We start from the raw sequence: 13,122 nt of genomic DNA on the forward strand, positions 1-13,122 counted from the left end.
TTAGAGCTTGGCGATAATCTGCGCGAGCAGCTTGGAAATGCGCGGGCCGGCGGCCTGGCCGGCTTCGATCACTTCTTCGTGGCTCAGCGGAACCGGGCTGATGCCAGCGGCCAGGTTGGTCACCAAGGACATGCCGAAGATCTCCATGCCTGCGTGGCGTGCGGCAATGGCTTCCAGCGCGGTGGACATGCCCACCAGGTCGGCGCCGATTCGCTTGGCGTATTGGACCTCGGCCGGGGTTTCGTAGTGCGGTCCGGTGAACTGGGCGTAGACGCCTTCATCAAGGCTGGAGTCCACTTCGCGGGCAATGCCGCGAATGCGCGAGGAGTACAGGTCGGTCAGGTCTACGAAGGTAGCGCCTTCCAGCGGGGAAGTGGCCGTGAGGTTGATGTGATCCGAGATCATCACCGGGGTGCCTGGGGTCCAGTGCTCGTTCAAGCCGCCGCAGCCGTTGGTCAGCACCAGGGTTTCACACCCGGTGGCCGCTGCGGTGCGGATGGGGTGGACTACTGAGCGTACGCCGCGGCCCTCGTAGTAGTGGGTGCGGGCACCGAGCACCAGAACGCGCTTGCCGGTGGAGGTCAGGATCGAGGAGATGCTGCCCTTGTGGCCGGGTACGGCCGGGGCGTGGAAGCCGGGGATGGTGGTGGCATCCAGGGTGTGGGTGGTTTCGCCGATCAGTTCGGCGGCCTGGCCCCATCCGGAGCCCAGCACTAGCGCGATATCGTGTTTTTCAACGTTGGTCTGCTCGGCGATTACCTGTGCAGCCTGTGCTGCTAGAGCCTGTGGGTCATTATGCATATCAGTCACGGGCAATACGCTACCGGTACAGGGGCGCTTTGTCAGGTGAAGCTAGTGCTTCAGAATCAATATCACGTCCGGAAACGGCCATTTGAATGTGCGCATTGAACCGACATGGTGAACAATAGAAACCGTGAGCGCAGATCGTAGTAATGAAGCAACCCGTTTAGTGATCCTCGGTGGCGGACCGGGCGGCTATGAAGCTGCCATGGGAGCGGCCCAGTTGGGCGCCAATGTCACCATTGTGGAACGTGCCGGCATGGGCGGTTCAGCAGTGCTGACCGATGTCGTGCCGTCTAAGACCCTGATTGCTACCGCCGACGCTGTGCGCCGCGTGAAGCAGGCCGAGGCCTTCGGTGTCCATGTTGATGGACTGGACTCCGCGGTGACCGACTTCTCGGTAGTCAACCACCGCCTGCTGGACCTTGCCAAGGAGCAGTCTTCGGATATCCGCACCGGCTTGGAGCGCAACGGGGTTCGCATTGTCATCGGCGAAGGCCGCCTGCTTGACCAGAACACCGTGGCGGTCTCCCACCCGGACGGCTCGGAGCAGACCATTGATGCCGATGCCATCCTGATCGCTGTTGGCGCGCACCCGCGTGAGCTGCCTACCGCGAAGCCGGACGGCGAACGCATTTTCAACTGGACCCAGATCTACAACATGAACGAGGTGCCTGAGCACCTGATCGTTGTTGGCTCCGGTGTCACCGGTGCAGAATTCGCTTCGGCCTACAACCTGCTTGGTGCCAAAGTCACCCTGGTGTCCTCGCGTGACCGCGTTCTTCCCGGCGAGGATGCTGATGCAGCTGGCGTGCTGGAAGACGCGTTCAAGGAAAACGGCGTGAACGTCGTATCCCAGGCCCGCGCAGAAGGCGTGGAGCGCAAGGGCGACAAGGTCCTCGTCACCTTGGCTGACGGCCGCGTGCTGGAAGGCAGCCACTGCCTGGTTGCCGTCGGCGGCATTCCGAATACCGCCAACCTCGGCTTGGAAGAAGCTGGCGTGCAGCTCACCGAATCCGGCCACATCAAGGTCGACGGCGTATCCCGTACTACCGCTACCAATATCTACGCCACCGGTGACTGCACCGGCGTCTTCGCGCTCGCCTCGGTGGCCGCGATGCAGGGCCGTATTGCCGTAGCCCACTTGCTCGGCGACTCGGTCAAGCCGCTGAATCTTGATCTGGTGGCTTCCAACGTCTTCACCTCCCCTGAAATTGCCACCGTAGGTGTCACCCAGCGCGCTGTTGCCGAGGGCAAGTACCAAGCGAACATCATCAAGGTTGATCTGAACGCGAATGCCCGCGCCAAGATGATGAACGTGGAGCACGGCTTCGTGAAGATCGTTTCGCGCAAGGGCTCGGGCACCGTCATCGGCGGCGTGGTGGTTGCACCGCGAGCCAGCGAGCTGATCTACTCACTGGCCTTGGCTGTCCAGAACGGCCTGCACGTGGATGACGTCGCAGAGACCTTCACTGTGTACCCATCGCTGTCTGGCTCATTGGCAGAGGCCGCGCGCCGTCTGCATCGGCACATCTAGCTATCGCTTTTCAGCACCGGCGGCATCCGCATTCAATGCAGATGCCGTCGTTGCTTTATTAACCGCCCATTGGTGAAATATAGTGATGATGTTCACATTCAATCTGCCTTTTGGTATAAGCCGGATTCCTCTTTGAACTAGTCACGTCTCATTATGTGAACTAGCGAATTCCCGCTAGTTAGATGGCAAATGGCGTGCTGGTGGCTGGTTGGTGGCTTAATGATGTCCAAATAGTGGACATCAATATCCGAATACTGGGCATTGAGGTTTAAGATTGTGACATTCGTAAATGAACGATTCACTCGTACTTTCACTCTAAGGAGCAGCCTCAATGTCGCAGGCTAACCAGACGGTGGTGCCAAAGGAAAACTCACGCGGACGCGTGCTGTTTGCCAGCATGATCGGCACTACGGTCGAATTCTTCGATTTCTACGCCTACGCCACCGCGTCGGTTCTCGTATTCCCCGCACTGTTCTTCCCGAACGCCACCACAATCAACGCGATCCTTTCCTCGTTCGCGATTTTCGGTGTGGCCTTCGTGGCTCGTCCGCTGGGTTCGATCGTCTTCGGCCACTACGGCGACAAGCTGGGCCGCAAGGGAACCCTGGTCGCCTCGCTGCTCCTGATGGGTATTGCGACGTTCCTCATCGGCTTCCTGCCACCGGCTGCCGGCAGCTGGACGGTGCTGGCGCCAACCGCACTGGTGCTGCTGCGCTTCGCCCAGGGCCTGGCCCTGGGTGGCGAGTGGTCCGGCGCTGCGCTTCTGGCCACCGAGAACGCTCCAAAGAACAAGCGCGCCATCTACGGGACCTTCCCGCAGCTGGGCGCTCCCATCGGCTTCATCATTGCAAACCTGATGTTCGTGGCCCTGCAGACCTGGACCACTGCCGAGCAGTTCATGGCGTGGGGTTGGCGCGTTCCGTTCTACTTCTCGGCAGTGATGGTGATCATTGGCCTGTGGGTACGCCTGAAGCTGGTCGAATCCTCCTCCTTCCAGAAGGTTCTGGACCAGAAGAAGGTCGTGAAGTCGCCATTCGCGGTGACCATGAAGAAGCACTGGCGCCCAACCCTGGCCGGTACCTTCATCATGCTGGCCACCTACGTGCTGTTCTACCTGATGACCTCCTTCACCCTGACCTACGGCACCCAGCCAGCCAGCGTGGAGCAGGCTACCGCGGCGGCCGAAGCCAAGGGCAAGACCTTCGACGCTGCCGGCTTCGTCCCGGGCCTGGGCATTGAACGCCCGACCTTCCTGACCATGCTGATCATCGGTGTTGTCTTCTTCGGCATCTTCACCGTCGTCTCCGGCCCATTGGCTGAGAAGTTCGGCCGCCGCAAGTTCCTGATCTGGGTCACCTCAGGCATCCTGGTCTTCGGTCTTGCATGGACCCTCTTCTTCGGCCCGGGCCAGGGCGCTGCCATGGCCGGCCTGATCATCGGCTTCGCGCTGATGGGCCTGACCTTCGGTCCGATGGCCGCCTACTTGCCTGAACTGTTCCCCTCGAACGTCCGCTACACCGGCTCGGCAGTTGCCTACAACCTGTCCTCGGTGATCGGTGCCGCACCAGCTTCCTTCGTCGCTGTGGCGCTGTGGAAGGCCGGCAACGGCAACACCTTGGGCGTGGGGCTCTACCTCGCCCTGGGCGCAGTGCTGACCCTGGTGGCACTGTTCATGACCCGCGATACCTCGGATGTCGACATGGAAGAATTCGTCGAATAAGCCGAACTCTTTCGAAGCGCAAAGGCCGGGCAGCTCATCCTTGGATGGTGAGCTGCCCGGCCTTTGCCCGTTGCATCGAAGAATATGTGTGCCACTATGGGCAGGTAACCGAAATCTTTCGCAGGGGAGTAGTCATGCGCATTGCAGTTGCCGGAGGCACCGGAGTCCTGGGACGCCAAGTCGTGGAGAAACTCGCGGCTCTGGGCCACGAAGCGGTGGTGCTCGCGCGCTCTGCCGGCTGCGACCTGACCAACTTCCACTCGGTGAAGCAATGGCTGGTTGACTGCCAAACGGTCATCGATGTGTCCGGCTCGTCCACGACGAGTGCCTCGGCCGCCATGCGCTACTTCACCCAATCCACCGCCAACCTCATTCGCGTCGGGCGAGAGGCAGGGGTGCAGAACCATGTGGCGCTGTCCATTGTCGGCGCGGCCGACATCGACTCGGGATACTATGCAGGCAAAGCGGCCCAGGAACGCATGCTCCAGATCCTCGAGGGCGGCTACACGATCCTGCGCGCCACCCAATTCCATGAATTTGTCGGACAGAATATCAACCGGCTGGGCGCCGGCCCAGTGCAGGTGGCCCCGAAAATGCGGCTGCAACCCATTGCCGGATCCGAAGTCGCCGACGCGCTGATTGATCTGGCGCTGGCCCCCGCCCAAGGACTGGTGCAGGATCTTGCCGGCCCGAAAGAAGAGAATATGCCAGAGCTCTTCGCGCAGTATCTCCAGCACGAGGGGAAGTCCCCGAAGATCATTGAAGTCCCGGTTCCCGGGGCGATGGGCAAAGCGATGCGCCAGGGCGGAATCCTGCCGGACACCTCGGCGCGCCTCGGCCAGGAGACCTTCACCGACTGGCTCGCCCGGCAGTAGCCGCGAACCTGCGGGGTTGTCCGAGCAAGCAAAAAGCCTGAGGGGCCCTGCCGCGATTGTGCGGCAGGGCCCCTCAGGCCTTTGAAGAACGGATCTAGCTGGCGTCGTCGATGGTTGCGATGACCGCACCGGACGACAAGGTCTCGCCCGGAGCAACTTCCAAACCGTTGACCACACCGGCGCGGTGGGCGGTGATCGGCTGTTCCATCTTCATGGCTTCCAGAACGACAATCAGATCGCCCGCGGCCACTTCAGCGCCATTGGCCACAGCCACCTTCACGATGGTGCCCTGCATTGGCGAACGCAGCTCAGCGCTGTTGGCGCTGCTTCCTGCAGCGGTCTTGCGGCTGGACTTGCGCTTCTTCTTGCCTGCACCGCGGTCAGCGCCGTTGGCGGACATCGAGCCCAGCGAAGATGGAAGGGTGACTTCCAATCGCTTGCCATCAACCTCAACGGTCACGCTGGTGCGCTCATTGTCTTCGTCCTCAGCCTCTGCGCCTGGCATCGGGTGGGGCTCGATGGCGGTCTTGAACTCGGTTTCGATCCAACGGGTGTGGACCTTGAAAGGTCCCTCGGCAGGAACGAAGGCCGGGTCGCTCATCACGGCACGGTGGAATGGCAGAACGGTGGCCATGCCCTCGACCTGGAATTCCTCCAAGGCGCGGCGGGCACGGGCGGCGGCGACCTCGCGGGTGCTGCCGGTGATGATCAGCTTCGAGATCATCGAGTCGAAGTTCCCCGAGACGCTTTCGCCCTGTTCGATGCCGGAGTCAACGCGGACGCCCGGGCCGGAAGGCAGAGCCATCTTGGTGATGGTGCCTGGGGTTGGCATGAAGTTGCGGCCGGCGTCCTCGCCGTTGATGCGGAATTCGAAGGAGTGTCCGCGGACTTCAGGGTCCTCATAACCGAGTTCCTCGCCGCGGGCGATGCGGAACTGTTCGCGGACCAGATCCAGTCCGGTGACTTCCTCGGAAACCGGGTGCTCCACTTGCAGGCGGGTGTTGACCTCGAGGAAGGAGATCACGCCATCCTGTCCGACCAGGAACTCGCAGGTGCCAGCGCCGGTGTACTTTGCTTCGCGCAGGATCGCCTTGGATGCCTCGTACAGACGGGTGGTCTGCTCTTCGCTCAGGAATGGAGCCGGAGCTTCCTCGACCAGCTTCTGATTGCGGCGCTGCAGCGAGCAGTCGCGGGTGGAGACGACCACGACATTGCCGTGGGCGTCGGCCAGGCACTGGGTTTCCACGTGGCGTGGCGCGTCCAGGAAGCGCTCGATGAAGCATTCGCCGCGGCCGAAGGCGGCCACTGCTTCGCGAACTGCGGAATCGTAGAGCTCGCCGATTTCCTCGCTATTGCGTACGACCTTGATGCCGCGTCCGCCGCCACCGTAGGCGGCCTTGATGGCCAGTGGCAGGCCGTGCTCATCAGCGAAGGCGTAGACTTCATCAGCCGAAGCCACCGGATCCTTGGTGCCCGGAACCAGCGGAGCGCCAACCTTCTCGGCAATGTGGCGGGCCTTGACCTTGTCGCCGAGCTGGTCGATGGAATCCGGCGAAGGGCCGATCCAGGTCAGACCAGCGTCGATCACGGCCTGGGCGAATTCGGCGTTTTCCGAAAGGAAGCCGTAGCCCGGGTGGATGGCGTCTGCGCCGGAGCGCTCGGCGGCGTCCAGGATTTTCTCAATGCGAAGGTACGACTCGGCTGCGGTAGTGCCGCCCAGTGCATAGGCTTCGTCAGCCAAGCGCACATGCAGTGCATCGCGGTCGGAGTCAGCGTAGACCGCTACGGACTCGATTCCTTCATCGCGTGCGGCACGGATAATGCGCACGGCAATCTCGCCGCGGTTGGCGATAAGCACCTTCGTCAATTGATTCATCATGAACCTTGTCTTCAAAAATAGGGTTTCTCACCTAGGAGCCTATCGTTTTTGTGGGAACTATATGTAGTTAAACGGTCAAACCCGGGTGTTTGCCTGAAAAGTTTGGAGGAATCCTACAAAATAATCGCGCTTGCGCTCCTCACCGGGTGGGTCTAGCGCCAGAGCACATCCTGAATTAGGGCTGGAGCAACTCCGAGGCTAAGGACCTGCAAGCAAAACGTCGAATGCTCATGACCGTTGTGCTGGCCTTGGCTGGGCTGATGGCGATCACCGCTTGCTCGCCTGCTGCGGGCATTGCCGCCCTGGGCCATCTGGCGGGCGAGGGGGATCAATGGCCGGGGGGAGAGCGGGCAGCTCGAAGGGCTCGATGAGCAGTCGGTGCGGCTGCTGGCCTCGAATGAAGGCGCCAAGTATTTTGTCGTGGCCTCGAAGGACCAGCAGACCGCTTGCCTCTACAAATTCAAGGAGGATTCCGCCCAGCACAGCGCTGGAGGGTGCGGCGCCGCCGGTGGATCGGGCATCATTGTCGAGGTGAAGACCCCGTCCTCCAAAATGATGCTGGTGCGCGAAGATGCGGATACCGCCGAGCTGGAAGAATCTGGCTGGACCCGCATCCACGAGAATATCGTGGTCGCCTAGCTGCTAGGACTGCCGGTTTCGGTGCCGCCGCACAGCCGCGCGGTTGGCGCAGCGCACCGAGCAGTAGCGTTGCCGTCCATTGCGCGTCACGTCCACCACCACTTGTCTGCACGGTTCGGCTTCGCAGCGGCGCAGCCGATGCATTCCGCGGGTGGTCAGATGAAGGGCGGTGCCCACCGCGATCACCGACCTTAGGACCTGCGGCAGGCTTTGCCCGTTATCGCGGTAGTGCAGATGCCAGCCTTCGCCATCATGATCCACCATGCGCGGGTAGGCCGCGGCGCGGGCCATCTGCTCATTGAGCAGTTCGGCGCGGTGCCCATCGGACGTGGCATCAACGATGCACAGCCAATCGTCGATGACCCGGCGCGTCTGCTCATGGTCATCGAGGTGCCGAGGGAAGGGCATGGTCATTCCCACATCCCTGGTGCGTTGCTCAATCTGATCGCGATCCCCGGGCCAGTTATTGGCAAGGGATGCGGCCAGCAGCACGGCATATTCGCCGTAAGGGTTGAGTTGCATAAGGACATTACATCATGCTGAAGCCATGACCACTTCAAAGTACATCGCCATGGCCAGACAAGCAGTTCCCGCCAGCGAACATGAACACAGCTGGCAGACCCGGTCAAGCCACCACACCTCGACCGGAATCGTCCAGTACCTGCAGTGCCTTACGTGCAAAACCCAGCAGATGCGTCAGATCGGATTCGACTGCCAGGTGCCAAAAGCGAGCAAAGAAATACGCGCCTAGAAACGGTGTTCCCAGGCGCGTATCCGGCGATTACTTCCAGAGATCAATGATCCCTACTCCGAGTTCGGCCAGAAGCTTCCGGAGAACGAAGACATCCAAGCCCACCACGTTCTGGAAGTTCCCCTCGATGGATTCAATGAATGATGCTGCCAGGCCATCGATGGTGAATGCGCCGGCGCAAGGCAGCGGTTCACCGCTGGCGACATAGGCTTCGATCTCTGCATCGCTGACCGTCGAGAAGTGGACCACGGTCGAGGACACCTGGCCGACCGGCTTTTCCGGCTGCTGCGTGTCGATGAGCCAATGGCCCGAATGCAGCACGCCGGTGGCGCCGCTGAGCTGCTGCCAGCGTTCCCTCGCCACCTGCTCGGTATGCGGCTTGCCGTAGGCGACACCCTCGAGCTCGAAGACCGAATCACAACCAAGCACCAGGGTTCCCGCAGGGTGCTGGCCGCTGGCGACATCCTCGGCCTTGGCCCGAGCCAATAGCTGTGCGGTCTGTGCAGGGGACTGCGCGCCGTGCTGGGCTACTGCCTGGGCGAGCACTGCATCCTCATCCACCTCCGAAACCTGGGTTGTGAATTCCAGGCCTGCATCGGAGAGCACTTTCTTGCGTCCCCATGACGCGGAGGCCAGAACTAGCCGGGCGGAAGGTCGAGGCTGCGTGCTCATACGGTGGCATTCTCCTTGGTGTAATCCTGATCGTAGTCATCGTCTGCGGTTGATTCCTCAGAATCAAGCAGCTCGTTCAACTTCGATCCTTCCACATCAACGTCCGGAAGAATCCTATCCAGCCACTTGGGCAGGTACCAGGCCTTGTCTCCGAGTAGATGCATTACTGCAGGAATCAATGTCATGCGGATGATGAAGGCATCGAAGAGCACACCGAAGGCCAGCGCGAAGCCCAGCGGGCGGATCATCGCCAGATGCGAGAAGACGAATCCGGCAAAGACCGAAATCATGATCAGCGCCGCGGCGGTCACCACAGGAGCGGCCATGGAGAAGCCTGAACGCACCGCATCCTTGGCAGGCTCGCCGTGGGCGTAGCGCTCGCGCATCGCCGAGACGAGGAATACCTGGTAGTCCATGGCCAAGCCGAAGAGGATGCCGGTCAGCAGGATCGGCAGGAAGCTGAGCAACGGGCCAGGGACATTGACGTCGAAGAAGCTGGAGAACCAGCCGAACTGGTAGACCATGACGCTGGCGCCGAAGGCCGCCGCCAGGGACAGCAGGAAGCCACCGGTGGCGAGCAGTGGGACCACGACGGAGCGGAAGACCAGCAACAGCAGGATCAGCGACAGGCCAACCACGATGCTCAGGTACGGAACCAGGGCGGCGGTCACCTTTTCGGAGACGTCAATCTGGGCGGCAACCTGTCCGGTGACCGCGATATCAGCTCCGGTGGCTTCGGAGAATTCCGCGTAATCGCCACGCAGCTGATGGACCAGGGATTCGGTCTGTTCCGAGGACGGGCCATCGGTCGGAATGACCTGGATGGCAGAGAGCCGGTGGTTGTCGGTCAAGGCGACCGGAATCGCGGCCACAACACCGTCATATTCGCGCAGCTTGTCGGCCACGTCCAATGCCTTGGATTCGGCTTGGCGCTCGGTGAGGTTTTCTGGCAGGTCAGCCAGTACCAGCAACGGCCCGTTGTATCCGGCGCCGAACTTGTCGCTGGTCTGTTCGAAGGCCTGGAAGGCCTGCGAATCGGCGGGTTCCGCGCTGCCATCAGGCAGGGCAGTGCGCATCTGGGTTGCCGGCAATGCGATAGCCCCCAGGACGATGACCACCAGCAGCGTGACGGGCACGGCCACCTTGGTCACCATGCGAACCCAGCGTGCCGAGAACGGCTCCTTGATTTCCGGATTCTCCACCTGGGCCGCGGCCTTGCGGCGGGCGCGCTGGGAAACCAGGCGATTGCCAGCCAGCGAGAGCAAAGCGGGCAGCAACGTGATGTTCAGCAGGACCGAGCAGAGAACGGTGAAGGCCGCCGAAAGCCCCAGCACCGTCAGGAACGGAAGTCCTGGCACGGCCAGCGCCGCCAGCGCGATGATCACGGTCAAGCCGGCGAAGACCACGGCGTTGCCGCTGGTGCCCACGGAGCGCGCGATGGATTCGCCCACCTCCATGCCGGCCAGCATCTGCGTGCGGTGTCGATGGATGATGAACAGCGCATAGTCGATACCCACCGCAAGGCCCAGCATGAGGGCCAGGGCCGGGGTAATCGAGGCCATGTCGATCACCGAGGAGAAGGCCATGGTGGTGCCGACACCGGCGCCAACACCCAGCAGCGCCAGGAGCAATGGCAGGCCTGCGGCGATCAATGTGCCAAGCATGATGATCAGGACGATCGCGGCGATGACAACGCCGATGACTTCCGATGATCCGAAGACCTGGGACATGTCCTGCATGATTTCTTTGGAGAACAGGACCTCCACGCCATTGGCCTGGGGACCGGCGGCGATGGCCTTGATCTGCTCGCGATCAGCAGGGGTCAACGCGTCAGTCTGGATCTTGAAACTTACCTGCGAGACCGCGGTGCTTCGATCCTCGGAGACAAAACGCATGTCCGAGTTGGCGCCCACCTGGCGGGCAGCGAACTGCAGTTCGGCATGGCCGGTTTCAAGTTCCTTCTGGCCCTTTTCAACATCCTTTTCGGCCTGCTCAAGTTCGGCGGTCTTCTCCTTGATGGTCTTCTCGCCGGATTCGAGCTTTTCCTTGGCCTTGACCAGATCAGCCTTGCCCTGAAGGAACTCGGCCTTCTTCTGGTCGAATTCCTTCTGGCCTGCATCCAGCTGGGCACGTCCGGCGTCCAACTCGGCCTGGCCATCAGCCAGCTTGGCCTTGTTGGCGTCAATCTGCGACTTTGCCTGATCAAGCTGCTTCTTCGCATCGGCGAGCTGGGTTTTCGCGGCGCCGAGCTTGCTGCTGTTCGCCTTCAGTTCCTTGCGTCCGGCATCCACCTGGGCCTGGCCGTCATCGAGCTTCTTGCGCGCGGCATCGAGCTGCTTCAAGCCGGCCTCGCCTTGGGCGATCTTCGCCAGCGCTGCCGTGGCCTGGTCCTTGCCAGCCTGGGCTTTCGAAAGTCCAGCTTCGGCGGCGGCCTTGCCCTTTTCTGCCTCGGCCAGACTGGTCTTGAGTCCGTTCAGGGTTTTGGTGTAATCAGCTACGGCTTGTTCATTACCATCGGCTTTGGCTTGTTCAAGGGCCTGCTCGGTGGACTGGATCTGCGCGCCCAGCGCGGCAATGGCGGATTCGGCCTGGGAGATCCCGGCCTTGGCCTGGGCCATGCCGTCCTCTGCTTCTTTCAGGCCGGTCGTTGCCTTGGTCTTGCCCGTGGCAAGCGAGGACTCGAACTCCGAGCGGGACGAACCGCCAAGAAGCTGTTGCATTCCCGACTTGTACTGCTGCTCGCCGGAAGTGATTTCCTTCTGGGCAGCGTCAAGCTTCTTCTCGCCGGCATCGTACTGCGCCTGGCCGGAATCGTAAGTGCTCTTGCCGGACTTGTACTTCGCCAGGCCGTCGTTGTACTTGGCTTCGCCGGCAGCCAGCTGTGCCGCACCCGAATCAAGCTCCTTCTGGCCAGCTTCCAGCTGTGCGCGGCTGTCGGCCAGCTTCTTCTCGCCGGCGTCGATCTGCGGCTGAGCGTCCTTGATTTTCTTTTCGCCATCAAAGTACTGGGCCCAGCCATTGGTCAGGTCCTCACGGCCGTCTTCGAGCTGGACCTTGCCATCAGCGATCTGTTTCTTGGCATCGTCGAGTTTCTTCTGGCCATCGACCAGCTTCTTCTCGTTCTTATCGATCTCCGGCTGGGCCTTGTCAAGCTGCTTCTGCAGATCGAAGGGGCTCATCGCGTCGACAACCTGCGGGTGCAGCGAGAGCTGTTCCAGCGCTTCGGAGATGGACTTCTGCTGTCCTTCGGTCAGCGGCTTGTCGGTGCTCTCGCGGAACACGATGGAACCGGAACCGCCGGCAAGATCCGGCAATTCTTGTTTCATGCGGTCCAAGGTGCGCTGGGTTTCAGTTCCCGGGAGTGTGAAGGTATTCGAGAGCTGCCCCATGAACAAGCTGGCGCAAACACCAATGAAGATAAAGGCAGCGAGCCACATCGAGATGACGCGCATGCGGTGGCGGTGAGCCCATCGTGCCAGACGGTAAAGGATTGATGCCATGAGCTTAGATGTCCTTCGAGATGCTAGTGCTGTTCAGCGGGAAGTGTTTGAAGCCTTGTTCCAGGGTGTGCATTGCCTTGGTCACCAGGGTGTGGAAGGTGGCAATGAGTTCCGGGGAGATATCCATGTTCTGGTTTTGCTGAGCCGGGATGTGTTCCATCCACTCATCGAAGGCGGCTTGGCCTGCCCCCAGGAGCGCATGAGTCAGGACGCGGATGGAGAAGCTGTCGGCGTGGGGGTAGCGGCGGCCGAATTTGTCGAGGACATCGGCGGTGGCCTGCTGCCATTCGTTCATATTCGCCGTGATGCAGCCATTGGGTTCGTTGCCGATGATGTAGGCACCGAAATGGGCCACCTGTCCCAGCTGCTCAGCGACTTCATCGGATTTGAGCGCCTGGATGATCGAGTCCAGCAGGGGCACGGAGTCGGCGGCCTCGCCCATGGACTCGACCATGGTGTCCAGGACCTGATGCAGGGGATAGGAATAGATGGCGTCCACTGTGGGGAAATAGTTGAACAGGGTGCGCCGTGAAATCCCGGCGGCGTCAGCGATTTGATTTGCCGTGAGCGCAGTGTCGGCGCCCTGGTGCAATAGCTGCGCGACGGCGTCGACGATGGCCTGTTTAGTGGCTCGTTTATTTTGTTCTCGGCGCGTGCCGGTACTCAGGGAAGTCACATACTTACACTACGTGCAAACTTGCACGCTGTGCAAGTTGATGTGGTTGGCCAGCAAGATCTTTTGGACCCT

General features: G+C 61.3%; 12 protein-coding genes. 6 read left to right on the forward strand and 6 right to left on the reverse strand.

The annotated features are described in order from the left end of the window. Entirely contained in the window at positions 1 to 801 is an 801-nt protein-coding gene (locus tag D3791_RS12385) for a purine-nucleoside phosphorylase (protein ID WP_028268489.1), read from the reverse strand. Positions 802 to 934: 133 nt separating this feature from the next. On the opposite strand from D3791_RS12385, the gene D3791_RS12390 reads away from it, so the two are divergent. The 3 genes from D3791_RS12390 (at position 935) to D3791_RS12400 (ending at position 4,933) form a co-directional block, all read left to right on the forward strand. After that, positions 935 to 2,338, forward strand: coding sequence for an NAD(P)H-quinone dehydrogenase (locus D3791_RS12390; protein ID WP_061953648.1), 1,404 nt, complete (start codon positions 935 to 937; stop codon positions 2,336 to 2,338). A 331-nt stretch (positions 2,339 to 2,669) separates the two neighbouring features. Then, positions 2,670 to 4,058, forward strand: coding sequence for an MFS transporter (locus D3791_RS12395; protein WP_022874978.1), 1,389 nt, complete (start codon positions 2,670 to 2,672; stop codon positions 4,056 to 4,058). A gap of 134 nt (positions 4,059 to 4,192) precedes the next feature. Continuing rightward, on the forward strand, positions 4,193 to 4,933 hold the full coding sequence (locus tag D3791_RS12400; protein WP_172512390.1) for an SDR family oxidoreductase: 741 nt from the start codon (positions 4,193 to 4,195) through the stop codon (positions 4,931 to 4,933). Between the two features lie 94 nt (positions 4,934 to 5,027). Here D3791_RS12400 and D3791_RS12405 read toward each other — a convergent pair whose 3' ends face one another. Further along, complete coding sequence (locus tag D3791_RS12405; RefSeq protein ID WP_172512969.1) at positions 5,028 to 6,809, reverse strand: acetyl/propionyl/methylcrotonyl-CoA carboxylase subunit alpha; 1,782 nt, start codon at positions 6,807 to 6,809, stop codon at positions 5,028 to 5,030. Positions 6,810 to 7,036: 227 nt separating this feature from the next. On the opposite strand from D3791_RS12405, the gene D3791_RS12410 reads away from it, so the two are divergent. Both D3791_RS12410 and D3791_RS12415 read left to right on the forward strand, forming a co-directional pair. Further along, entirely contained in the window at positions 7,037 to 7,183 is a 147-nt protein-coding gene (locus D3791_RS12410; protein ID WP_172512391.1) for a hypothetical protein, read from the forward strand. A 7-nt stretch (positions 7,184 to 7,190) separates the two neighbouring features. Further along, complete coding sequence (locus D3791_RS12415; protein WP_172512392.1) at positions 7,191 to 7,451, forward strand: hypothetical protein; 261 nt, start codon at positions 7,191 to 7,193, stop codon at positions 7,449 to 7,451. A 3-nt stretch (positions 7,452 to 7,454) separates the two neighbouring features. Here the strand turns inward: D3791_RS12415 and D3791_RS12420 are convergent, their stop codons facing one another. Next, a complete protein-coding gene (locus tag D3791_RS12420; RefSeq protein WP_172512393.1) occupies positions 7,455 to 7,973 on the reverse strand; it encodes a CGNR zinc finger domain-containing protein in 519 nt (172 codons plus the stop codon). 25 nt (positions 7,974 to 7,998) lie between these two features. On the opposite strand from D3791_RS12420, the gene D3791_RS12425 reads away from it, so the two are divergent. Continuing rightward, positions 7,999 to 8,202, forward strand: coding sequence for a hypothetical protein (locus D3791_RS12425; protein WP_216847348.1), 204 nt, complete (start codon positions 7,999 to 8,001; stop codon positions 8,200 to 8,202). A gap of 30 nt (positions 8,203 to 8,232) precedes the next feature. Here D3791_RS12425 and D3791_RS12430 read toward each other — a convergent pair whose 3' ends face one another. Genes D3791_RS12430 through D3791_RS12440 form a run of 3 tightly spaced genes read right to left on the reverse strand, consistent with a single transcriptional unit; the run spans position 8,233 to position 13,050 of the window. Continuing rightward, complete coding sequence (locus D3791_RS12430; RefSeq protein ID WP_022874984.1) at positions 8,233 to 8,874, reverse strand: Maf family protein; 642 nt, start codon at positions 8,872 to 8,874, stop codon at positions 8,233 to 8,235. Further along, positions 8,871 to 12,374 (reverse strand): MMPL family transporter, encoded by a 3,504-nt coding sequence (locus D3791_RS12435; RefSeq protein WP_022874985.1) that lies wholly within the window; start codon positions 12,372 to 12,374, stop codon positions 8,871 to 8,873. Before D3791_RS12435 ends, D3791_RS12430 begins: the two co-directional genes overlap by 4 nt. Before the next feature lie 4 nt (positions 12,375 to 12,378). Next, on the reverse strand, positions 12,379 to 13,050 hold the full coding sequence (locus D3791_RS12440; RefSeq protein ID WP_172512394.1) for a TetR family transcriptional regulator: 672 nt from the start codon (positions 13,048 to 13,050) through the stop codon (positions 12,379 to 12,381). Positions 13,051 to 13,122: the final 72 nt, after the last annotated feature.

The organism is Glutamicibacter mishrai (assembly GCF_012221945.1).
Classification (GTDB): domain Bacteria; phylum Actinomycetota; class Actinomycetes; order Actinomycetales; family Micrococcaceae; genus Glutamicibacter; species Glutamicibacter mishrai.